The following is a 23,867-nucleotide window of genomic DNA, read 5'->3' on the forward strand; positions in this document are numbered from 1 at the left end:
TTTGCATCGCCGGAGGAAATCCTCTATCTTGAAATCGCCTGCCAAGGGCAGGTGTGGCACGGGTTAACCGTTAAATGGCGGCTTCATCATACCGGAAGCCGTGAGGCACACCAAAGAGTGAATAGTAACATGGCATCTGAAAACGCCGAACTACGAAAAGTCGGTCTCAAAGTAACTCTGCCAAGAGTGAAAATCTTCAACATCCTGGAAAACGCCAGGGACCATCATCTCAGCGCTGAGGATGTCTACAAGCGGCTCCTTGATCAAGGTGATGATGTGGGGCTGGCCACCGTATACCGGGTGTTGACCCAGTTTGAGACGGCGGGCCTGGTATTGCGCCATAATTTTGAAGGCGGCCACGCAGTGTTCGAGATGGCGGGCGAAGATCATCATGATCACATGGTTTGTACCCAGACGGGCCAGGTGATCGAGTTTGTTGACGATGTAATCGAGGAGCGTCAGCAAAAAATAGCGAAAGAGCATGGCTATGAAATTGTCGAGCACAGCTTGATTCTTTACGTTAAACCCATCAAATCGTAAGTGTGTAGCGTTAAATAGCAGAACAGAAAAAAGGGGCAGGCCGTGAAGCCTGCCCCAACAGCTCTCAGGGTCGAGAGGGGGAATTAGTGGTTTTCATCGCTTCAGTGGTGAGTGGCCTGTCCTTTGGAAAACATTTCTGTGGCGTGGGCAATGGTGTGTTCGGTCATATGCACGCCGCCCAGCATTCTCGCAACCTCGCTGATTCTCCCTTGGTCATCCAGAGATTCGATTTTCGAGAAAGTCGCTTCCTGCTGGGTGAATTTGCTGACAAACAGATGTTGGTGACATTGGGCCGCGACCTGTGGCAAGTGCGTCACGCAGATAACCTGGCCGTTGTCCCCAAGAGATCGCAATAACTTACCAACCACCTCCGCAGTGCCGCCGCCGATACCCACGTCGACTTCGTCAAATATCAGGGTCGGAGTTGTCGATGTCTGTGCGACCACTACCTGAATCGCCAAACTGATTCGTGACAGTTCGCCACCAGACGCGACCTTGGCCAGTGGCCGTGCCGGTTGTCCGGGGTTGGCGCTAACGAGAAACTCTACTTCCTCCAGACCGTGAGGGGCGGGCTCGTCCCCGCTGTTGCGGTGCAGTTGTGTAATAAACTGAACGGCTGGCATGCTCAGCTGAACCAGTTCGGCGGCAATGCGCTGGTCCAGTTCCAGGGCAGCGTTGGCCCTGGCTTCGGAAAGCTTGCCTGCCAGTTCGTCGAAGCCTTTGCGCTGGACCTCCAGCTCGGCTTCCAGCTTTTCCAGGCTGCCCTCACCGCCATCAAGCTCCGCCAATTCTGCGCTCAACCGTTGATGGAACTCTGGCAGTTCTTCAGGATTGACGCGGTGTTTGCGAGCCATCTGAAAAATGGCACTGAGTCTCTCTTCAACATCTGCCAGGCGTGCGGGGTCTGCCTCATAGTCATCCACGAAATGGCGAAGGTTGTCGCCTGCTTCGCTGATCTGAATCTGGGCTTCGCTGAGCATCTGGATTGTGTCGGCCAGCGCGGGAATCGCCACAGGAAGTTGTTCCAGCTGCTGCAATGCCTGGCGTATCAGATCCGCTGCGCTGGTTTCATCTTCTGTGCACAGAAGCGCTGCCTGGTGACTGCTATGGAGAATTGCATCGGCCTGGCTCAGTTGCGCCTGCTCTTGCTCCAGTTGCTCTTGCTCGCCGTTTTCAAGGGCAAGGCGGTCGAGCTCTTCAACCTGATAGCGAAGAAGTTGCAGCCGGGCTTCAGATTCTTCTGCATTCTGCTGACGCTCGGCCAGCTTTGCGCGAATCTGATTCCAGGACCTCCAGGCCTCGCGGGTCTGGGCGGCGAGGTTTTCTGCGCCCGCGAACTCATCGATCAGCTTGCGGTGTGTTTCTTTGCGCAGGAGCGACTGATGCTGGTGCTGGCTGTGAATATCCATCAGCAATCCGCCCAGGTCTTTAAGATGAGCAAGAGGGCAGGGTTGGCCGTTAATATAAGCTCGTGAGCGCCCGTCTTTGCTGATTACGCGGCGCAAAATGCAGTCGCTGCCGTCATCCAGTTCATGACTTTCCAGCCATTGCAGGGCCTCGGGAATCCCTGAGACGTCAAATGTCGCGGTGATATCTGCGCGCTTTGCACCATGTCGCACAGCTCCCGCATCAGCGCGACCGCCCATGGCAAGCCCCAGGGCATCCAGCACAATGGATTTGCCTGCACCCGTTTCACCGGTGAGGGCGGTCATGCCCTTGCCGAATTGTAGTTCTACCCTTTCGGCAATCGCGTAATTGGAAACCGTGAGCTGTGTGAGCATGCAGATAACCTCCGCCTTCAAAATATACTGTTCGTACATACAGTGACTGTGAATATATACAGGGATTTTCATGTTTGCAAATGCATGAGTGAGATTTTCTTCAGGAATGCGGGCTTCGATGGTTGAAACCTGAGTGCCAGGGCCCCATATCGGTTCGCAACAACATTCTTCCGGCTCTGCGGGGTTGGAGCCTATGTTCAATTGGTCGCGTTTAAGCCGGCCACCGAGGATCTGGCAGGAGTAGTCATGAGCACCGACGAAAATCGCAATGAACAGACTGATGAAGTAAAAGCTGCCGCCGAGGCGGCTGCTGAAGAAATGCAAACAGACGAGCAGGGAGCTGAGCAAAGCGAAACGCCCGAGCTGGATGCGCTGAAAGCGCAGGTCCAGGAGTTTCAGGAGCAGATGCTGCGCTCCCAGGCCGAGATGCAGAACGTACGTCGCCGGGCCGAGATGGATGTTGAGAAAGCGCACAAGTTTGCACTGGAAAAATTTGTCAAAGAGTTGCTACCTGTGGCCGACAGTCTTGAGAAGGCGGTTGAGAGCACGGAAGGCAAGGAAAATGCCGGTGATCTGGTGGCATCTATCCGCCAGGGTGTCGAGATGACGCTCAGCCTGCTCGAATCGAGCCTGAAGAAGTTCAACGTCGAGCCGTTGAATCCGATTGGTGAACCGTTCGACCCCCAGCATCACGAGGCTATGTCTATGGTGCCGGCACCGGATGCCGAACCGAACAGCGTGGTGGCTGTTGTGCAAAAAGGCTACCTGCTGAATGGGCGTGTGGTGCGTCCGGCAATGGTTATGGTGGCTAAAGCTCAGGATGCACCAAAAATTGATGAGCAGGCTTGAAAAATCAGCTGAAGCGCCAATATAGCCTTTAAACCGCAGCAGCCGGAGTAGATGTTTCCGGACAACTATTCAGTACAGCATTCAGAAGAACTGGAGTGATTCAATGAGCAAGATTATCGGTATTGACCTGGGTACGACCAATTCATGTGTTGCCATCATGGATGGCGACAAAGTTCGTGTTATTGAAAACGCAGAGGGTGATCGCACCACTCCGTCCATCATCGCCTACACCGATGACAACGAAATTCTGGTTGGCCAGTCGGCAAAGCGCCAGGCGGTTACTAACCCGCACAACACTATTTACGCTATCAAACGTTTGATTGGCCGTCGTTTTGAAGATGATGTTGTGCAAAAAGACATCAAGATGGTGCCATACAAAATCGCCAAGGCAGATAATGGTGATGCGTGGGTAGACGTGAAAGGTCAGAAAATGGCTCCGCCGCAGGTGTCTGCAGAAATTCTCAAGAAGATGAAGAAGACTGCAGAAGATTATCTGGGCGAAAAAGTGACCGAAGCGGTAATCACCGTGCCGGCTTACTTTAATGACAGCCAGCGCCAGGCTACCAAAGACGCGGGCAGAATCGCCGGTCTGGAAGTGAAGCGCATTATCAACGAGCCGACTGCTGCAGCTCTGGCTTACGGCCTGGACAAAAAGAGCGGTGATCGCACCGTAGCGGTTTACGACCTGGGTGGCGGTACCTTCGATCTATCTATCATCGAAATTGCAGATGTAGACGGCGAGCACCAGTTTGAAGTTTTGGCAACCAACGGTGACACCTTCCTGGGCGGTGAAGATTTCGATATGAAAATCATCGAATTTTTGGCCGACCAGTTCAAGAAGGACAGCGGCATTGATCTGCGCGGCGACTCTCTGGCCATGCAGCGCCTGAAAGAAGCGGGCGAAAAAGCCAAGATCGAACTGTCCAGCAGTCAACAGACCGACGTTAACCTGCCTTACGTAACGGCAGATGCCAGTGGTCCCAAGCACATGAACGTGAAGCTGACTCGCGCCAAGCTTGAGTCGCTGGTTGAAGATCTGGTTGAGCGCAGCCTTGAGCCCTGTAAGGTTGCCCTGAAGGACTCTGGCCTGAAAGTCAGCGAAATCGACGAGGTTATCCTGGTTGGTGGTCAGACCCGTATGCCACTGGTTCAGGAAAAAGTAAAAGAGTTCTTCGGCAAAGAAGCCCGCAAGGACGTAAACCCGGATGAAGCTGTTGCCATGGGCGCAGCGATTCAGGCTGCCGTACTGTCTGGTGATGTAAAAGACGTACTGCTGCTGGACGTAACCCCGCTGTCTCTGGGCATCGAGACCATGGGCGGCGTAGCAACACCGCTGATCGAGAAGAACACTACGATTCCGACCAAGAAATCGCAGACCTTCTCAACAGCAGATGACAGCCAGACCGCGGTGACCATCCACGTGGTTCAGGGTGAGCGCAAGCAAGCGACACAGAACAAGTCCCTGGGTCGTTTTGATCTTGCAGACATTCCGCCTGCACCGCGCGGTGTTCCGCAGATCGAAGTTACTTTCGATATTGATGCCAACGGCATTCTGAACGTATCCGCGAAAGACAAGGCTACTGGTAAAGAGCAGTCGATCGTGATCAAGGCTTCTTCCGGTCTGAACGACGAAGAAATCGAGAAGATGGTGCGTGACGCCGAGGCAAATGCCGACGAAGATCGCAAGTTCGAAGAGCTGGTTCAGGCCCGCAACCAGGGTGATGCCATGGTTCACGCGGTACGCAAAACTCTGAAAGATGCCGGCGACAAAGTCAGCGACAGCGAGAAAGAGTCGATTGAAGCGTCAATCAAAGAGCTGGAAGAAGCACTGACCGGTTCTGACAAAGACGACATCGAAGCTAAAACACAGAAACTGACTGAAGTTTCAGGTGAACTGGCCCAGAAAATGTACGCAGATCAGGATGGCCAGGCGCAGCAGGCTGGCGGTCAGGAAGGTGCGCAGTCTCAGGCGGCTGACGACGCGGTGGATGCCGAGTTCGAAGAAGTCAAAGACGACGAAAAGAAGTAATTCTGACGAACATCAGGTAGTTGGAAAACGCGGAGTTACTCCGCGTTTTCCGCGTTTAAAAAACAGGGTTTTAAAGCATGGCCAAGCGCGATTATTACGACATTCTCGGAATTTCCCGGGACGCGGATGAGAAAGAAGTAAAGCGGGCATACCGAAAGCTTGCGATGAAATATCATCCTGACCGTAATCCGGAAGACAAAGACGCCGAGAACAAGTTCAAAGAAGCGAGCGAAGCCTACGAAATACTGGCGGACCAGTCCAAGCGTGCGGCCTATGATCAGTTCGGTCATGCCGGCGTAGACGGCCAGGCCGGCGGCGGCTTCGGAGGTGGCGGTGGTAACTTCTCCGACATCTTTGGAGATGTGTTTGGCGACATTTTTGGTGGTGGTGGCGGTCGTGGCCGCAATACCCGCGGTTCAGATCTGCGTTACACCCTGGAGCTGGATCTTGAAGAAGCGGTAAAAGGCAAGACTGTCAAAATCACCATCCCTGGGCACAGGGAGTGTGAAGTATGTGACGGCAGCGGTGCGGAAAAAGGTTCGCGCCCTGAAGCCTGTGGTACCTGTAAAGGTATGGGGCAGGTGCGTATGCAGCAAGGCTTCTTTACCGTGCAGCAGGCTTGCCCCACATGTCGGGGATCTGGCCAGATTATCAAAAACCCGTGTAAGTCCTGTCATGGTCAGGGCCGGGTGCAGGAAGAAAAGACGCTCTCCGTAAAAGTGCCTCCGGGCGTTGATACCGGTGATCGTATCCGGCTTTCCGGCGAAGGTGAGATGGGTGTGGATGGCGGACCTCCCGGAGATCTGTATGTGCAGATGTCAGTTCGGGAGCATTCAATCTTCACCCGTGATGGTCGTAACCTGTATTGCGAAGTGCCGATAAGCATTGTTGATGCGGCCCTGGGTGGCGAGCTGGAAGTGCCGACGCTGGATGGTCGCGTTAAGCTCCGGATTCCTGCGGAAACCCAGACAGGAAAACTCTTTCGGCTGCGGAACAAAGGTGTCAGCCCGGTTCGCGGAGGCCCTTCGGGTGACTTGCTCTGTCGCGTGACAGTGGAGACACCGGTTAATCTGACCAAACGCCAGAAAGAGCTACTGAGCGAGTTCCAGGAAGCCCTTGACGGCAGCAGCAGCAAGAACCACGCACCGAAGAAGACGTCCTGGTTTGAGGGTGTCAAGAGCTTCTTCGATGAAATGAAATTCTGATCAGCTTCATATAGGGAAAAGCCATGAGGGTAGCAATCATTGGCGCCGCCGGGCGCATGGGTAAAGTGCTCATTGAAGCGGTTGATGGCACGGAAGGGCTGGAGCTCGGTGCCGCCGTCGTTGAACCCGGCAGCAGCCTGATTGGTGCCGACGCCGGCGAAATGAGCAGTATCGGGAAAACCGGTGTCAAGATGGCTGGTGCCCTGGCAGACGTAAAAGACGATTTCGATGTACTCATCGACTTCACCTTCCCGGACCTGACGCTGGAAAATGCTCAATTCTGCAAAGCCAATGGCAAAATGCTCGTTGTTGGCACTACCGGCCTGTCCGATGCTGAAAAAGAGCAATTAGCGCTCGCAGCGGAGTCTGCGCCAGTGGTTTTTGCCCCCAACATGAGCGTTGGCGTTAACGTGGTCCTCAATCTTCTGAGCACTGCCGCGGCAACATTGGGTGACGACTACGATGTCGAAATCATCGAAGCTCACCATCGGCACAAAAAAGATGCGCCTTCTGGCACCGCCCTGCGTATGGGCGAAGTCGTCGCCGATGCATTGGGACGCGATCTTAAAGATTGTGCGGTTTATGGTCGTGAAGGCTTTACCGGCGAGCGCACCCGCAAAGAGATCGGGTTCGAGACCATCCGTGCGGGTGACGTAGTAGGCGACCACACTGTGCTGTTCGCCACCGAAGGTGAGCGCATAGAAATCACCCACAAGGCAAGTAGTCGTATGACCTTCGCCAAAGGTGCTATGCGAGCAGCGCTTTGGCTGAAAGATAAGCCCGCTGGCTTATATGATATGCAAGACGTCCTTTCGTTGAAGTGAGTTTCAGGCAATTCTGAGGTTGTGGACTGGGGTTATCTTCCGGGAATGTCGGAGGCCATGGATGGCCGGAGCCAAGTGCACATGGGTGAGGCAAGTGTTTATGAAGCGAAGCTTCATGCGCAGCCGAACGACAGCAATCTGTGATTGCTGGCCGGACCCGCTTGCGGGTGCTTGTAGCGGTTCCCGGAAGATAACCCCAGTGCGCAGCCGGTGCCAGAGCCAAATGAGATTTTGCGTGGACACAAAACCGCAAATTTCATACAATAAGGCGGTTTAACTGCACCAAGCGTAGGCTTTGAATAGCCCAGGGAACAAAAAGTGTTCCCGGATAACAAAAAGCGGGACGGAGTTTTTACTCCCTCTCGCTTTTTTGCGACCTGAATTTGCGCTTGCGTTCCTGTTCGTGACGAACCGATACGCCACTCGATGAGGATACAAGCCTTGAGCACACCCGCAATCCTTGCACTCGCAGACGGAAGCCTGTTTTACGGTACCGCTATTGGCGCTGACGGAGAAACCAGCGGCGAAGTGGTATTCAACACCGCCATGACCGGCTACCAGGAAATACTGACAGACCCGTCCTACGCCCGCCAGCTCGTTACCCTGACCTATCCACACATTGGCAATACCGGTGTGAATGAAGAAGATGTCGAGTCAGACCGCATTCAGGCAGAGGGCCTTATAATCCGTGATCTGCCCCTGGTGGCCAGTAACTGGCGCAGCACCGGATCGCTGGACGAGTACCTGCGAAACAGCAACATTGTTGGAATTGCTGACATAGATACCCGCCGTCTGACACGCATTCTTCGTGACAAAGGCTCGCAGAATGGCGCTATTGTGGCTGGCGCTGACGCTACTGCTGAGCGTGCACTGGAACTGGCCAACGCCTTTCCGGGCCTCAAAGGCATGGACCTGGCCAAGGAAGTCACCTGCGAAAAAGCCTACAAATGGACCCAGGGTGAGTGGACGCTCGGCCAGGGCTACGCCGAGGCGGGTGAGCCAAAGTTCAAGGTCGTGGCCTGGGATTACGGCGTCAAGTTCAACATTCTGCGGATGCTGGTATCCCGTGGCTGCGATGTCACCGTTGTCCCCGCACAAACCCCGGCCTCAGATGTTCTCGCAATGAATCCGGATGGTATATTCCTGTCTAACGGTCCGGGAGACCCCGAGCCCTGCGACTATGCGATCAAGGCGATTCAGGAAGTGCTGGAAACCGAAATTCCGGTATTTGGCATCTGTCTGGGTCACCAGCTTCTGGCGCTGGCCAGCGGTGCGAAAAGCATGAAAATGAATCATGGCCATCACGGAGCCAACCATCCGGTTCAGCGGGTGTCGAACGGCACAGTGATGATTACCAGCCAGAATCATGGTTTTGCGGTGGATGAAGCTTCGTTGCCAGCAGTGCTGGAAGTTACTCACAAGTCACTGTTCGATGGCACTTTGCAGGGTGTTCGCCGTACCGACAAGCCAGCGTTCAGCTTTCAGGGGCACCCCGAGGCGAGCCCGGGCCCTGGCGATGTGGCGCCCTTATTTGATGAGTTTATCCGTTTGATGGAAGTCCGGGAGGGGTAATACCGGTTTACGGACAGATACGTCATACCAGATCCCAGACACGCGCCGCGTTTTTGCGCTGCAAGAATTTAAACGTTGCTGACAGGTTTACCAAGACATGCCAAAACGGACCGATATTAAAAGCATCCTGATCCTGGGCGCAGGCCCGATAGTGATCGGGCAGGCGTGCGAATTTGACTACTCCGGGGCTCAGGCCTGTAAGGCTCTGCGTGAGGAAGGTTTTCGCGTAATCCTGGTTAACTCGAATCCGGCCACCATCATGACCGACCCGGTGATGGCGGATGCCACCTACATCGAGCCGATTACCTGGCAGACCGTCGCCAAGATCATCGAAAAAGAAAAGCCCGATGCCCTGCTACCTACCATGGGTGGCCAGACGGCGCTGAATTGTGCACTGGATCTTGAAAAGCACGGTGTTCTGGCTGAACACGGTGTGGAAATGATCGGCGCCAATGCCGACACGATTGATAAGGCAGAAGACAGAAGCCGCTTCGACAAGGCCATGAAGGCCATAGGTCTTGAATGTCCACGTGCCTCAATTGCTCACACCATGGCAGAAGCCTGGGAAGTTGCGAACGATATCGGTTTTCCGTGCATTATACGCCCGTCGTTCACCATGGGCGGTTCTGGCGGCGGTATTGCTTACAACCGGGACGAGTTTGAAGAGATCTGTACCCGCGGCCTTGATCTTTCTCCCACCAACGAGTTGCTCATTGACGAGTCACTGATTGGCTGGAAAGAATATGAAATGGAAGTAGTCCGCGATAAGGCGGACAACTGCATTATTGTGTGTGCCATCGAAAACTTCGATGCTATGGGCGTACACACCGGTGATTCCATCACAGTTGCACCGGCTCAGACGCTGACCGACAAGGAATACCAGATCATGCGCGATGCCTCCCTGGCAGTGCTGCGTGAAATTGGAGTCGAAACTGGCGGCTCCAACGTTCAGTTCGGTATTAACCCGGACACCGGCCGCATGGTTGTTATCGAGATGAACCCGAGGGTTTCCCGTTCATCCGCACTGGCTTCAAAGGCGACCGGCTTCCCGATTGCCAAAGTGGCAGCCAAGCTGGCGGTGGGTTACACGCTCGATGAGCTGCGTAACGAGATAACCGGGGGCGTAACGCCTGCGTCGTTCGAGCCCAGCATCGATTATGTTGTCACCAAGATACCGAGATTTACCTTTGAAAAATTTCCGCAGGCAGATGCCCGCCTGACCACCCAGATGAAATCTGTGGGTGAGGTTATGGCCATTGGCCGCACGTTCCAGGAATCTCTGCAGAAAGCCCTTCGTGGTCTGGAAGTGGGGTCGGACGGTTTTGATGAACAGCTCGAAGAGTTCACATCTGAAAGCTCCCGTGAAACCCTCACCCGTGAGCTCAGTGTTCCCGGTGCCGAGCGTATCTGGTACATAGGTGACGCTTTCCGGGCCGGGCTGAGTGTGGATGATGTGTTCCAGTACACCAAGGTAGATCCCTGGTACCTGGTGCAGATCGAAGATCTTATTCGTGAAGAGCAAACCCTGAAATCCGCCGGCAAGGCTGATATTGATTACGCCACCATGTTTCGTCTCAAGCGTAAGGGCTTCTCTGACGCAAGACTGGCCAAGCTGTTGGGTATAACTGAAGCAAGTATGCGCAAGTTGCGGCATGACCTGAACGTTCGGCCGGTTTACAAGCGGGTCGACACCTGTGCCGCCGAATTCGCCTCTGACACTGCCTACATGTACTCCACCTATGAGGAAGAGTGCGAAGCCGATGTCAGCGACCGTGAAAAGATTGTTGTTATCGGTGGTGGTCCTAACCGGATTGGCCAGGGCATCGAGTTTGATTACTGCTGTGTTCACGCGGCGCTGGCCATGCGTGAGGACGGCTACGAAACCATCATGATCAACTGCAACCCGGAGACGGTATCTACCGACTACGATACCTCTGACCGCTTGTACTTTGAGCCGATTACGCTTGAGGACGTGCTGGAAATTATCAACGTCGAGAAGCCTAAAGGGGTAATTGTTCAGTATGGTGGCCAGACACCGTTGAAGCTGGCCCGTGGCCTTGAAGCTGCCGGCGTGCCCATCATCGGTACCAGCCCTGATGCAATTGACCGTGCGGAAGATCGTGAGCGGTTCCAGCAAATGATTAATCGCCTGGGATTGAAACAGCCGCAGAACGCCACCGTGCGCAGCCATGAAGAAGGCATTCTTGCGGCCAGGGAAATTGGCTATCCGTTGGTGGTGCGTCCGTCGTACGTGCTGGGCGGCCGAGCCATGGAAATTGTTTTTGGTGAAGATGAGCTGGTGCGCTACATGCGCAGCGCGGTGCTGGTTTCCAACGATAGCCCGGTATTGCTCGACCACTTCCTGAATGCGGCCATCGAGGTGGATATTGATGCCATCTGCGACGGCAAGGATGTGGTTATTGGCGGTATCATGCAGCACATTGAGCAGGCAGGTATTCACTCCGGTGATTCTGCGTGCTCCTTGCCGCCCTACACCTTGCCGCCCGAGGTACAGGACGCCATGCGCGAGGCCGTAAGAAAAATGGCCATCGAGCTGGAAGTGGTGGGCCTGATGAACGTTCAATTGGCGTGGCAGGAGGGCGAAATCTACGTGATTGAAGTGAACCCCCGCGCTTCAAGAACTGTGCCTTTTGTATCCAAGGCCATCGGTGTATCACTCGCGAAAGTGGCGGCGAGGGTTATGGCGGGAACGTCTTTGGCTGAGCAAGGCTTTACCAAAGAAGTGGTGCCGGATTACTACGCTGTAAAAGAGTCTGTGTTCCCGTTCAACAAATTCCCTGCGGTCGACCCTATTCTCGGGCCGGAGATGAAGTCCACCGGTGAGGTTATGGGGCTTGGTGACAGCTTCGATGAGGCTTTTGCCAAGGCTTCACTGGCTATTGGCGAACGCTTGCCTTCAAAAGGCACCGTATTTATGTCGGTTCGTGATGTAGATAAAGAGGGCGCCGTGCAGGTTGCCCGGGATCTGGTTGATACTGGCTTCAAGCTTGTTGCGACCACTGGCACCGCCAAAGCTTTCCGTGAAGCCGGGCTGGAAGTCGAGCGTGTTAACAAGGTTGGCGAAGGGCGGCCGCACATCGTGGATGCCATCAAGAACGGCCAGGTTCAGCTGATTATAAATACGACCGAGGGTCGCAAGGCAGTGTCTGATTCGGCACAGATTCGCCAGTCAGCTCTGCAGACCAAAGTAGCTTACACAACAACACTGGCGGGCGGCGAAGCCTTCTGTCGGGCCATCAGGTTTGGTCCGGAGCGTACAGTGCGCCGCCTGCAAGACCTCCACGCTGGGAAATAAGATTATGAGTGAAAGAGTACCTATGACAAAAGCGGGCGAAACCCGCCTTCGTGAGGAGCTCCAGAAGCTGAAATCCGAGGACCGGCCGCGGGTTATCGCTGCAATTTCGGATGCGAGGGAGCATGGTGACCTTAAGGAAAACGCCGAATACCACGCAGCCCGTGAGCAGCAGAGCTTCATTGAAGGCCGGATTCAGGAGATTGAAGGCAAGCTCTCAGCCGCTCAGGTGATTGATGTTACTACCATCGAGAATACTGGTCGGGTTATCTTTGGTACCACTGTTCATCTGATGAACATGGATACGGACGAGCAGGTGGTCTACAAGATTGTTGGTGAAGACGAAGCCGATATCAAGGAAGGTAAGCTCTCCATCTCGTCGCCCATAGCTCGAGCCCTTGTTGGCAAGAGTGAAGACGACGTTGTTGCTATCCGCGTGCCCTCAGGCACCGTGGAGTATGAAATCGAGAAGGTGGAATACATCTGATTCGAGTAGCCCTGGCGTAGGCGTCAGGCAGAGAATAAAAAACCGGCTGTGGTGTCCATAGCCGGTTTTTTTATTTAAGGCGCTTTTGTTTCACGCATCCTGCGTACGGATGTCAGTTTTTATAGCGCAGCAGATTGGAAAGCCTGGGGTTGGGGCTTTTGGACCTGCGCATGATAACGGCGATCTTTCCAATGGTCTGAACCACTTCAGCGCCACTGGCGTCGCACAGGGCGATTATGGCTTCCTGGCGGGCTTCCCGATCCTGGCTTGCCACTTTAATCTTGATGAGTTCGTGGTCGTTCAGGGCGCGCTCCAGTTCCTCCTGCAGGCCTTCGGTGAGGCCCTTGTCGCCCACAATAATGACGGGCTTCAAGTGGTGGGCAATAGCCCGGTATTCCCGGCGCTGTTCCGGTGAAAGGCTCATGATGTAATCTCTTTATCGGTGCAATTAACAAAAGGTCAGCGGCATATTCGCTGGCAACGTCGTATAATTGGCGAATTGTAACAGACATCCTTGTATAACAGATCAACTTGCAGGCGTTGTAATTTCCGAGATGAAGCCCACATATATTGAATGCAGTGGTTTGTGTGGCGTTCAGGAACGTTTTCAGATTGATCTGCAGCTGCGTTTTTTCCAAGGCCGTTACAGGTAGGCCGTTTCTGGTGGATGGACGTACAATTAGTGTAAGGTGTCGACAAAGAGTAGTTGCTTCGCAGGCTTGCTCTTCAATTCACAGGTGATGATCCTTGAACGATATGGCAAAAAATCTGGTTCTTTGGCTAATAATAGCCGCAGTGCTTCTGATGGTGTTTCAGAATTTCTCTCCCACCACCAGCGGGCAGCAAGTCAATTATTCTCAATTCGTTGAAATGGTTCAGCAGGGCCAGGTCAACAAAGTCACCATTGATGGTCTGGAAATTCAGGGCACTCGTGGCGATGGTTCACAGTTTGAGACGATCCGCCCTCAAGTGGCGGATAACAAGCTGATGGACGATCTGCTGGCGAATCAGGTGGAGGTGATCGGCAAGCAGCCCGAGCGCCAGAGCCTGTGGACGCAGCTGTTAGTTGCGGCTTTCCCGATCCTGATCATTATTGCACTTTTCGTCTTCTTCATGCGCCAGATGCAGGGCGGCGGTGGTGGCAAAGGCCCCATGTCGTTCGGTAAAAGCAAAGCGCGCCTGATGAGCGAAGATCAGATCAAGACCACATTTGCTGATGTTGCCGGTGTGGATGAGGCCAAAGAAGACGTCAAGGAGCTTGTGGATTTCCTCAGAGATCCCAGCAAATTCCAGCGTCTGGGTGGCAGCATTCCCAAAGGCGTCTTGATGGTAGGGCAGCCAGGTACAGGTAAAACTCTGCTCGCCAAAGCCATCGCTGGTGAAGCAAAGGTCCCGTTTTTCTCGATTTCCGGTTCCGACTTCGTGGAAATGTTCGTGGGTGTTGGTGCATCGCGCGTGCGGGACATGTTCGAGCAAGCCAAGAAGCAGAGCCCCTGCATCATCTTCATTGACGAGATTGATGCGGTCGGTCGCCATCGCGGCGCCGGCATGGGCGGTGGTCATGATGAGCGTGAACAGACTCTGAACCAGTTGCTGGTCGAAATGGACGGCTTTGAAGGCAACGAGGGCGTTATCGTTATCGCTGCGACCAACCGCCCGGATGTTCTCGATCCTGCACTGTTGCGTCCCGGACGTTTTGACCGTCAGGTAGTCGTCGGTCTGCCTGACATCATCGGGCGCGAACAGATTCTCAAGGTGCACATGAAGAAAGTGCCTCTCGATGAAAATGTTGAGCCTGCGCTGATTGCGCGCGGCACGCCAGGTTTCTCCGGCGCGGATCTCGCCAATCTGGTGAACGAAGCGGCTCTTTTTGCGGCTCGTAGAAACATGCGCCTGGTATCCATGGAAGAGTTTGAGTTGGCGAAAGACAAGATCATGATGGGCGCTGAGCGTAAGTCCATGGTGATGAGCGAAAAGGAAAAGCTCAACACCGCTTACCATGAGTCCGGCCATGCGATTGTTGGCCGGCTGATGCCGGAACACGATCCGGTCTACAAGGTGAGCATTATTCCGCGTGGCCGCGCGCTGGGTGTGACAATGTTCCTGCCAGAGGAAGACCGGTATAGCCACAGCAAGCGCTTCCTGATCAGTTCCATTTGCAGCCTGTTCGGCGGTCGTATTGCTGAAGAGCTTACCCTTGGTTTTGACGGTGTCACCACTGGTGCATCGAATGACATCGAGCGTGCCACCAGTCTGGCCCGAAACATGGTTACCCGGTGGGGTTTGTCCGAGAAGCTTGGACCTCTGCAATATGATACTGACAGCGAGGAACCGTTCCTTGGAAGGTCCGCTGGGCAGGCTCAGACAGTCTATTCACCCGAAACGGCGCAGCGCATTGATGAGGAAGTTCGCAACATCATCGATACCTGTTACGAGAAGGCCAGGCAAATTCTCGTCGATAACCGGGATAAGCTGGATATCATGACTCAGGCGCTGATGAAGTATGAGACCATTGATCGTCATCAGATTGATGACATCATGGAAGGTCGTACACCGCGGCCGCCAAAAGGTTGGGATGACAGGGGTTCTGCAGGTGGCGTCAAGGCCGGAGATCCGGAGCAGGGTGCCGGGGCCAAGCCTTCTGATGATGGCCAACGGCCAGATGTCGGCCGGCCGGCCGGAGAGCACTAAAGCTCCCGGATTCGAGTAACTGCAGTTGACTTGCGCCGCCCTTTTTATGGGCGGCGTTTGCTTTTGTCAGCTGCTATTTCAGGTTCCGATGTGCATTCCCGGGAAAACAAGGTTATGGAAATGAAGTTTGCCGGACGAGTTCTGGATATGTCCCGCTGTCATGTGATGGGTGTTCTCAACGTGACGCCGGACTCGTTCTCCGATGGCGGTCGGTTCAACAAGTTGGATGCGGCGCTTTTAAAGGCCCGGCAAATGTTCAGTGACGGTGCAGCGTTTATTGATGTGGGAGGAGAGTCGACCCGCCCGGGCGCGGCAAAGGTGTCGGTGCAGGAAGAACTGGACCGGGTTTGCCCTGTGATAGACGCAGTTTCACGGCAGCTTGATGTGATTGTCTCTGTAGATACCAGTACTCCGGAGGTGATGGCGGAGGCGGTCAGGCAGGGCGCGGGCCTCATCAACGATGTGCGGGCATTGCAAAGGGACGGCGCGGTCGCTGCAGCAGCAGGTGCTGGTGTGCCGGTGTGTATAATGCACATCCAGGGGGAGCCTGAAACGATGCAGGACCGGCCCACGTACCGGAATGTGCTGCGTGAGGTCAGTGAGTTCCTGGCCCGTCGGATTCATGCCGCCGAGCAGGCGGGCGTTTCTTCGGAAAATATAATTCTGGACCCCGGGTTCGGGTTCGGGAAAAATCTTGAGCATAATCTGCGCTTGCTAGCTTCTCTGGAACAGTTGCAGATGCTGGGGCACCCTTTGCTTGTGGGCATGTCCAGAAAGTCCATGCTTGGCCAGATAACAGGTCGGGAAGTTGACGAAAGGTTGCCCGCGAGCCTCGCGGCCGCGACAATATCAGCCATGAAGGGTGCAAGCATTGTTCGCGTGCACGATGTCAGGGAAACCGTAGATGCCGTCAGGGTAGCGATGGCTGTAAAGGAGACAGTTTGATGGCCGGAAGAAAGTATTTTGGCACCGATGGAATACGCGGCAGGGTGGGTGAGCACCCGATTACGCCGGAGTTTATGCTGCATCTCGGATGGGCGGCAGGGCAGGCATTCAAGAGGGCAGGCCAGCGCAACAGCGTGCTGATTGGCAAAGATACCCGTCTGTCTGGTTACATGTTTGAATCTGCGCTGGAGGCTGGATTGGCGGCTGCCGGAGTGGATGTGAAACTGCTGGGCCCCATGCCAACCCCCGCTATCGCCTACCTGACGCGGACCTTTCGTGCTTCGGCAGGTATCGTTATCAGCGCGTCTCATAACCCGCATCATGATAACGGCATCAAGTTCTTTTCTGCCGACGGTACCAAGCTCGATGACGCGCTTGAGGCAGAAATCGAGCGTTGGCTGGACAAGCCGATTGAGGTTTGCGGCCCGGGGGAACTGGGGAAAGCGTCGAGAGTAGAGGATGCGCCAGGGCGCTACGTGGAGTTCTGTAAAAGTACGGTGCCGAACGAATTCACTCTTGACCATATGAAGATCGTTCTCGATTGCGCCCACGGTGCAACTTACCACGTTGCTCCGAAAGTATTCCGAGAGCTTGGGGCGAAAGTTTCTGTTATTGGTGCGGAGCCAGACGGGCTTAACATCAACCTCAACGTTGGCTCAACACACCTGGATGCGCTGAAACAGGCTGTTATCGATAAGGGTGCAGACCTGGGAATTGCCTTTGATGGTGATGGTGACCGCGTGCTGATGGTTGATCGTGACGGGTCGGAGGTCGATGGCGATGAGCTCTTGTATGTGATCGCCGCCCAGCGTTTTGCCGAAGGCCGTCTCAATGGCGGTGTGGTCGGCACGCTGATGACCAATCTGGGGGTGGAGCTGGCGCTGACCGAGATGGGTATTGCATTTGAGCGTGCCAATGTTGGTGACCGCTATGTGATGGAGCGCCTGTTGGCCAACAACTGGGTGCTCGGCGGAGAAGGGTCTGGTCATATGGTCATTCGCGACTGCACGAGTACCGGTGATGGCATTGTCTCTGCGCTTCAGGTGCTGGTATCCATCGGCAAGTCGGGAAAAACGCTTGCCGAGTTGCGTCAGGGCATGAGCAAGTTGCCACAGACCATGATCAACGTGCGCGTTGCAGAGCGTTTTGATCCATTCAGCCGGGCTGACATTGCTGCAGAGGTTCAGAAGGCCGAGCTGGAGCTTGGGAGCTCAGGCAGAATTTTGCTGCGGGCTTCCGGGACCGAGGCTTTGATCCGCGTAATGGCGGAAGGTCAGAGTGCTGAAGATATACGTCGCGTGGCCGAAAAGCTCGCGCACGTAGTGGAAAATTCAACGCCCTGATTTTGTTGGATTCAGGCGGTTGTCTGTTATGAGGGACTGCTGTATAGTGCGCCCTCCCTTACATTCGGGAACTGTTATGCGACGCAGGATTGTAGCCGGAAACTGGAAGATGAACGGGTCGAAAGACCTGTCAGAAGAACTGGTTGGCTATGTCCGGTCTGAGGCCGGATCTCTTGATAACGGCGTGGAGGTTGTTATTATTCCTCCCGCAATTTACATCGGGAATGTTTTGGATCATGCCCGGGGTGTCGTGTCAGTTGGCATTCAGAATGTGGGTCAGTGGCAGTCAGGCGCCTATACCGGTGAAGTATCCCCGGATATGGCGAAAGATGCAGGCTGCCGCTATGTGCTCGTTGGTCACTCCGAGCGCCGCCAGATTTTCGGTGAGACCGATGAGCTGGTTGCCGAGAAAGTATCGCTTGTTGTTTCCAGTGGTCTAGCGGCCATTGTGTGCGTTGGAGAAACGCTGGAAGAGCGTGAGTCTGGCCAGGCTGAATCAGTTGTTGCTGGTCAGGTGCGAGCAGGTTTGGCGTCAGTGTCACAAGAAAAGTGGCACAATATCGTGGTAGCCTATGAGCCGGTTTGGGCGATTGGTACCGGAAAGACGGCAACCTCTGATGATGCTCAGGCTATGCATGCAGCGATAAGGGGAGTGCTGAAAGATATGGGCGCTCCAGCCGAAGAGATTTCATTGCTTTACGGCGGCAGTGTAAAAGCGGATAATGCAGCGGCGCTTTTTTCAGAGCCCGATATAGATGGTGGTTTGATCGGTGGCGCATCACTGGTCGCAAAAGAATTTATGCGTATCTGTCGGTCTTTTCCGGCGGCTACCTAAAGCTAAAGGTTCGCGAGAGTCGATATGGATTGGATGGAAACACTGGTAGTCGTTGTGCACGTCGTGATCGCGGTGGCGCTGGTGGGTCTGGTTCTGATCCAGCAGGGCAAGGGCGCGGATGCAGGTGCAGCCTTCGGTGGCGGCGGTGCATCCCAGACCGTATTCGGCAGTCAGGGTAGCGGTAGCTTTCTTACCCGTGTGACAGCCATGCTCGCAATCGTCTTTTTTGTAACAAGTTTCTCGCTGGCTGTATTCGCCAAGCAGCGCGCAGAAGTGGCGGGTGAAGCAGGTATTCCGGTAGTTCAGGAGTCCCGCAAAGCTCCGGCCATTGATGCTGTAGATGCTGGTGGTGCTGCCGAAAGCGAAACCGGGAGCGGGGAGTCTGATCTCCCCGAGCTCGAGTAAGAGTGTTGCCCAAGTGGTGGAACTGGTAGACACGCTATCTTGAGGGGGTAGTGGCGAAAGCCGTGCCGGTTCGAGTCCGGCCTTGGGCACCAATTAAGAAGAAAAACGGCTTGGATTAGGCTCGAACTATCCAGGCCGTTTTTTTGAGCAGTCCTTGACCAGTCCGTTCGTCGTCTCTATACTCCGGCGGATATTGGAGCCAGGCATCTTTTGTTGCCGGGTTTCTGGCAGGCCAGGTGTCTGTCAGCAGGAAGCGGTTTACCGGTTTGCTTCCTGCGAGTTCTTGCAACAAAAGGCCCCAATTATCGGGGCTTTTTGATTAAGGGGCCTGGCGCAACGGGCCCTGGTGCGTAAAAAGGGCTGATTGACAGCCCTTTTTTTGTTTTTGGGGCCGGTAAATTTCAAAACGGAGACCGCCTAACTTGTCAGGCAAGCTTAAACAACTGGAAGAAATTCTTCGGCCTGTGGTGGAAGGTTTGGGTTATGAGTTCTGGGGCATCGAGTATCGCTCCAAGGGCTACCAATCCATGCTGCGGGTCTTTATAGACGATGCCGAGAACGGCATAGGTATCGACGACTGCGAAAAAGTCAGCCGTCAGGTCAGTGGCGTGATGGATGTGGAAGATCCCATTCAGACCGAGTACACACTGGAGGTTTCGTCTCCGGGGATGGATCGCCCGCTGTTCCGGCCTGAGCAGTATCAGGCATTTGTTGGGCATCAAGTACAAATCCGCTTGCGCATGGCGTTTGAAGGCCGGCGCAAGTTTCAGGGGCTTATTAAAGGCGTTGAAGGCGATGATGTCATCGTGGTCGTTGAAGATCATGAGTATCTGTTGCCTTTTGACAGCATTGAAAAAGCCCACATTGTTCCGGTATTCGAGTGAGCCATTTGAATAACTCAGTAGATGCACAGTTTATTTTCAGGGCAGGGCAATCCAATGAGTAAAGAGATCTTGCTGGTAGTTGAGGCCGTCTCGAACGAGAAAGGTGTCGAGAAGGATGTGATTTTCGAGGCGATCGAGCTGGCACTCGCCACCGCTGCCAAAAAACGTTACGAAGACGAAGAGTCGGATGTGCGCGTGTCCATTGATCGTCGCACCGGAGAGTACGAAACCTTCCGCCGTTGGCTGATCGTTGATAACGATGCTGTTCCTGCGCTGGGTACAGAGCTTACGCTTCAGGAAGCTGAAGAAATTGATCCTGCGTTGAAGCCGGGTGACACCTACGAAGAGAAGGCAGAATCTGTTGCGTTCGGTCGTATCGGTGCTCAGGCTGCAAAGCAGATCATTTTCCAGAAAGTTCGTGAGGCTGAGCGCAGCAAAATCGTTGACAGCTATCGTGATCGTGTTGGCGAGCTGGTTTCGGGTACTGTAAAGAAGGTTACCCGCGATAATGTCATCGTGGATCTTGGCGCTAACGCAGAAGCCTTGTTACCCAGAGAGTACCTGATCCCGCGTGAAACATTCCGTATGGGTGACCGGGTACGTTCTCTGCTGCTTGAGATCCGTACAGATCACCGTGGGCCTCAGCTTATTCTGAGCCGCTCTGCTCCGCAGATGTTGATTGAACTCTTCCGTATTGAAGTGCCCGAGATTGCAGAAGAACTGATTGAAATCCGTGGCGCTGCCCGTGATTGTGGCTCACGCGCCAAGATTGCGGTAAAGACCAACGACCGTCGTATTGATCCGGTTGGTGCCTGTGTAGGTATGCGAGGCTCTCGCGTTCAGGCTGTTTCCAACGAACTGGGTGGCGAGCGTGTAGACATAGTTCTCTGGGACGATAACCCTGCGCAGCTGGTGATCAACGCCATGGCGCCTGCAGAGGTTGCTTCTATTGTGATGGATGAAGATCGCCACACCATGGAAGTTGCGGTTGCAGAAGACAATCTGGCACAGGCTATTGGTCGTAACGGGCAGAACGTACGCCTGGCCACCGAGCTCACAGGTTGGACGCTGAATGTCATGACCGAAGAAGAGGCCGGTGAGCGCCAGGAGCAGGAATATAATACTCTGGTTGAGCACTTTACTGCCCACCTCGATGTGGATGAAGAGTTTGCCGGTGTGCTGATCGACGAAGGTTTTACGTCTATTGAAGAAGTCGCCTACGTGCCTATGGAAGAGATGCTGGCGATTGAAGGTTTTGATGAAGACACCGTCACTGAATTACGCCGCCGTGCCAAAGATGTCCTGTTGAATCAGGCGCTGGCCAGCGAAGAAGCTCTCGACGGCGCAGAGCCGGCAGAGGACCTTCTGAGTATGGACGGAATGGACCGCAGCCTGGCGTTCAAACTTGCCGGTATGGGTGTGCGTACCATGGAAGATCTGGCGGAGCAGTCGGTTGATGACTTGCTTGAAATCGAAGGTATTGATGAAGAGCGTGCAGGACAGCTGATTATGACCGCACGCGCCCCCTGGTTTGAAGACCAGGCTTAATTCGGGAGGAGTCCAGTATGGCTGAAGTAACGGTAAAACAACTGGCCGAAGATGTAGGCGCTCCCGTGGATCGTTTGCTGAAACAGATCGTGGAAGCCGGCCTGAAAGCCCGCTCAGAAGGCGACGCTGTATCCAGCGATGAGAAGCAGCAGTTGCTGGCCTATCTGAGAAAGACCCACGGTGAAGCAGGCGCTGAGCCGAACAAGATTACTCTGAAGCGCAAAACTACAACCACGCTCAAGGCCGGCAAGGCCAAGACTGTCAATGTAGAAGTTCGCAAGCGTCGCACTTACGTAAAACGCGCAGAACTTACGCCAGAGCCGGAAGTAGAGGCGCCGGAAGAGTTGCAGGAAGAGCAGAAAATTGAGCAGCCCCAGGCAGAGCCTGCGGTGAATGTGTCGGCTGAACAGGCACCTCAGGCAGATGCAGAAGCTCCGGCTGAAACTGCGAAAGCTGAGGCACCGGTTGCTGAAGATAAGGCTTCCGCTGAGAAGCCTGAACCGAAGGAAGCACCAGAGCCCGCTCCTGCTCCGGAAGATATGCCGATTCCGCCACCAGCAGAGGGCGAAGGCAAGGATCGGAAGCCGAAGAAAAAGAAAGAAAAAGTTCGCGAGCGTGGCGACGAAACTGACGATGGCAAGCCCAAGAAAAAGCAGGCTGGTCACCGTGGTCCGCGCGGCCGCTCCGCAGATGAGCCGCTGGTGATTTCGGATGATGACGACGACACCACGTTGCGCAAACCACTGCGTGCGAAAAAGAAACCCAAAGAGAAGCGTCATGGCTTCGAGAGGCCGACCAAACCAATGGTCAGAGAAGTAGAAGTTCCAGAAGTGATTACTGTTGGCGATCTTGCCCAGCGGATGGCCGTTAAAGCCGGTGATGTCATCAAGGTATTGATGGGCATGGGCGTGATGGCAACCATTAACCAGCCACTGGATCAGGAAACATCCACTCTGGTAGTTGAAGAGTTGGGTCACAAAGCCAAACCCATCAGCGATGATGCGTTCGAGCACGATGTGCTCAGCGAATTCAAAGTGGAAGGCAAGGAAAAAACCAAGCGTGCCCCGGTTGTGAGCGTAATGGGCCACGTTGACCATGGTAAAACTTCGCTATTGGACTACATTCGCCGTACCAAGGTTGCCTCCGGTGAATCCGGCGGTATTACCCAGCACATTGGCGCGTATCACGTAGAGACAGATCACGGCATGGTGTCCTTCCTGGATACGCCGGGCCACGCCGCGTTTACCGCAATGCGCGCCCGCGGAGCCCAGTGCACCGATATCGTTATTCTGGTTGTTGCTTCCGATGACGGCGTTATGCCGCAGACCAAAGAAGCCGTGCAGCATGCCCGCTCTGCCGGTGTGCCCATCGTTGTTGCGATCACCAAGATGGACAAAGAGCAGGCAGATCCGGACCGGGTGAAGAACGAACTGGCCGCCATCGAAGTTATCCCGGAAGACTGGGGCGGTGATGTGCAGTTTGTGCCCATCTCGGCAAAGTCAGGCGAAGGCATAGATACTCTGCTGGAAGCGGTTCTGCTGCAGGCCGAGATTCTTGAGCTTCAGGCATCTCCCGATGCGCCGGCTAACGGTGTTGTTGTTGAGTCCAGCCTTGAGCGTGGTCGTGGCTCGGTAGCCACAGTGCTGGTTCAGAACGGCACCTTGCGCCAGGGCGACATGGTGGTTGCGGGATCCTTCTTCGGTAAGGTTCGCGCAATGACCGACGAAGCCGGCAAGCAAGTCAAGGATGCGGGGCCGTCTATTCCGGTTGAGATTCTCGGCCTGAACGGTACGCCGAACGCCGGTGACGAGTTCTTTGCCGTAGCCGATGAGCGCAAGGCTAAAGAGTTGGCAGAGTTCCGCCACATCCGCGAGCGCGAGCAGCGGTTGCAGCGAGCGCAAGCTGCCAAGCTTGAGAACCTGTTCGAGAACATGGGTAAAGACGAGGTGAAAACCCTCAACGTTGTTCTGAAAACAGACGTTCGTGGCTCTCTGGAAGCGATCACCAAGTCCCTGCAGGATTTGGGTAACGAAGAAGTACAGGTGAAAATCGTGTCCTCTGGCGTTGGTGGTATTGCCGAGACCGATGTAAGCCTGGCGATGGCGACAAACGCGGTTATTTTCGGCTTTAACGTGCGTGCCGATACGGCCTCCAAACGTCTCGTTGAGCAGGAAGGCCTGGATCTGCGCTACTACAGCATCATCTACAACCTTCTGGATGACGTGAAAGGCGCCTTGACCGGCATGCTGGCACCGGAATTCCGCGAGGACATCGTGGGCATTGCCGACGTACGGGATGTGTTCCGTTCACCCAAGTTCGGTCAGGTTGCTGGCTGCATGGTGACCGAGGGCAACGTATACCGGAACAAGCCGATTCGTGTACTGCGTGACAACGTGGTGATCTTTGAGGGCGAGCTGGAATCCCTGCGTCGCTTCAAGGACGATGTGCCTGAAGTCCGAAACGGTATGGAGTGTGGTATTGGTGTTAAAGGCTACGACGTGAAGGTCGGTGACCAGATCGAAGTCTTCGACCGTATCAGAGTCGAGCGTAAACTCGAATCTACGGGGGCCTGATGCCTAGAGAGTTCAGTCGTATTGATCGCCAATGCGATCAATA

Annotated in this window: 18 protein-coding genes and 1 tRNA gene; 17 read left to right on the forward strand and 2 right to left on the reverse strand. The window is 54.6% G+C overall.

The window, feature by feature from the left end; genetic code table 11:
* Positions 1-129: 129 nt before the first annotated feature.
* Positions 130-540: a ferric iron uptake transcriptional regulator gene (gene fur / locus ACN0RL_RS18505; protein ID WP_417519538.1), complete on the forward strand. Its 411-nt coding sequence runs from the start codon at positions 130-132 to the stop codon at positions 538-540.
* Between the two features lie 101 nt (positions 541-641).
* Here the strand turns inward: fur and recN are convergent, their stop codons facing one another.
* Positions 642-2,321 carry a DNA repair protein RecN gene (gene recN, locus ACN0RL_RS18510; protein ID WP_417519506.1) on the reverse strand — a complete coding sequence of 560 codons (1,680 nt, stop codon included), beginning with the start codon at positions 2,319-2,321 and terminating at the stop codon, positions 642-644.
* Between the two features lie 246 nt (positions 2,322-2,567).
* Here recN and grpE point away from each other — a divergent pair, with 246 nt between their 5' ends.
* The 7 genes from grpE (at position 2,568) to greA (ending at position 12,600) form a co-directional block, all read left to right on the forward strand.
* Positions 2,568-3,170 carry a nucleotide exchange factor GrpE gene (gene grpE / locus ACN0RL_RS18515; RefSeq protein ID WP_417519508.1) on the forward strand — a complete coding sequence of 201 codons (603 nt, stop codon included), beginning with the start codon at positions 2,568-2,570 and terminating at the stop codon, positions 3,168-3,170.
* A gap of 103 nt (positions 3,171-3,273) precedes the next feature.
* The gene (gene dnaK / locus ACN0RL_RS18520) at positions 3,274-5,199 is read left to right on the forward strand and encodes a molecular chaperone DnaK (protein ID WP_417519510.1); all 1,926 of its coding nucleotides are present in this window, start codon (positions 3,274-3,276) and stop codon (positions 5,197-5,199) included.
* Between the two features lie 77 nt (positions 5,200-5,276).
* Entirely contained in the window at positions 5,277-6,404 is a 1,128-nt protein-coding gene (gene dnaJ, locus ACN0RL_RS18525; RefSeq protein WP_417519512.1) for a molecular chaperone DnaJ, read from the forward strand.
* Positions 6,405-6,427: 23 nt separating this feature from the next.
* Positions 6,428-7,228, forward strand: a complete 801-nt coding sequence (gene dapB, locus ACN0RL_RS18530; protein ID WP_417519514.1) for a 4-hydroxy-tetrahydrodipicolinate reductase — start codon at positions 6,428-6,430, stop codon at positions 7,226-7,228.
* 441 nt (positions 7,229-7,669) lie between these two features.
* Positions 7,670-8,800 (forward strand): glutamine-hydrolyzing carbamoyl-phosphate synthase small subunit, encoded by a 1,131-nt coding sequence (gene carA, locus ACN0RL_RS18535; RefSeq protein WP_417519516.1) that lies wholly within the window; start codon positions 7,670-7,672, stop codon positions 8,798-8,800.
* A gap of 97 nt (positions 8,801-8,897) precedes the next feature.
* Positions 8,898-12,116 carry a carbamoyl-phosphate synthase large subunit gene (gene carB, locus ACN0RL_RS18540; protein ID WP_417519518.1) on the forward strand — a complete coding sequence of 1,073 codons (3,219 nt, stop codon included), beginning with the start codon at positions 8,898-8,900 and terminating at the stop codon, positions 12,114-12,116.
* Positions 12,117-12,120: 4 nt separating this feature from the next.
* Positions 12,121-12,600, forward strand: coding sequence for a transcription elongation factor GreA (gene greA, locus ACN0RL_RS18545; protein ID WP_417519520.1), 480 nt, complete (start codon positions 12,121-12,123; stop codon positions 12,598-12,600).
* Between the two features lie 112 nt (positions 12,601-12,712).
* On the opposite strand, the gene yhbY is transcribed toward greA, so the two are convergent.
* Positions 12,713-13,024 carry a ribosome assembly RNA-binding protein YhbY gene (gene yhbY / locus ACN0RL_RS18550; RefSeq protein ID WP_417519522.1) on the reverse strand — a complete coding sequence of 104 codons (312 nt, stop codon included), beginning with the start codon at positions 13,022-13,024 and terminating at the stop codon, positions 12,713-12,715.
* 323 nt (positions 13,025-13,347) lie between these two features.
* Between yhbY and ftsH the strand changes: the two genes are divergently transcribed.
* The 9 genes from ftsH to infB all read left to right on the forward strand — a co-directional run bounded on the left by ftsH (position 13,348) and on the right by infB (position 23,824).
* Positions 13,348-15,291, forward strand: a complete 1,944-nt coding sequence (ftsH, locus tag ACN0RL_RS18555; protein ID WP_417519524.1) for an ATP-dependent zinc metalloprotease FtsH — start codon at positions 13,348-13,350, stop codon at positions 15,289-15,291.
* A gap of 114 nt (positions 15,292-15,405) precedes the next feature.
* Positions 15,406-16,236: a dihydropteroate synthase gene (gene folP, locus ACN0RL_RS18560; protein ID WP_417519540.1), complete on the forward strand. Its 831-nt coding sequence runs from the start codon at positions 15,406-15,408 to the stop codon at positions 16,234-16,236.
* Positions 16,236-17,579: a phosphoglucosamine mutase gene (gene glmM, locus ACN0RL_RS18565; RefSeq protein WP_417519526.1), complete on the forward strand. Its 1,344-nt coding sequence runs from the start codon at positions 16,236-16,238 to the stop codon at positions 17,577-17,579. The genes folP and glmM overlap by 1 nt, the downstream gene beginning before the upstream one ends.
* A gap of 76 nt (positions 17,580-17,655) precedes the next feature.
* Entirely contained in the window at positions 17,656-18,414 is a 759-nt protein-coding gene (tpiA, locus tag ACN0RL_RS18570) for a triose-phosphate isomerase (RefSeq protein ID WP_417519528.1), read from the forward strand.
* A 24-nt stretch (positions 18,415-18,438) separates the two neighbouring features.
* Positions 18,439-18,819: a preprotein translocase subunit SecG gene (gene secG, locus ACN0RL_RS18575; RefSeq protein ID WP_417519530.1), complete on the forward strand. Its 381-nt coding sequence runs from the start codon at positions 18,439-18,441 to the stop codon at positions 18,817-18,819.
* Positions 18,820-18,826: 7 nt separating this feature from the next.
* Positions 18,827-18,911: transfer RNA gene (locus ACN0RL_RS18580), tRNA-Leu, on the forward strand.
* A gap of 330 nt (positions 18,912-19,241) precedes the next feature.
* Positions 19,242-19,703, forward strand: a complete 462-nt coding sequence (gene rimP, locus ACN0RL_RS18585) for a ribosome maturation factor RimP (protein ID WP_417519532.1) — start codon at positions 19,242-19,244, stop codon at positions 19,701-19,703.
* A gap of 54 nt (positions 19,704-19,757) precedes the next feature.
* The gene (gene nusA, locus ACN0RL_RS18590; RefSeq protein ID WP_417519534.1) at positions 19,758-21,251 is read left to right on the forward strand and encodes a transcription termination factor NusA; all 1,494 of its coding nucleotides are present in this window, start codon (positions 19,758-19,760) and stop codon (positions 21,249-21,251) included.
* 17 nt (positions 21,252-21,268) lie between these two features.
* On the forward strand, positions 21,269-23,824 hold the full coding sequence (gene infB, locus ACN0RL_RS18595) for a translation initiation factor IF-2 (protein WP_417519536.1): 2,556 nt from the start codon (positions 21,269-21,271) through the stop codon (positions 23,822-23,824).
* Positions 23,825-23,867 lie beyond the last annotated feature (43 nt).

The organism is Marinobacter sp. (assembly GCF_048259445.1).
Classification (GTDB): Bacteria; Pseudomonadota; Gammaproteobacteria; order Pseudomonadales; family Oleiphilaceae; genus Marinobacter.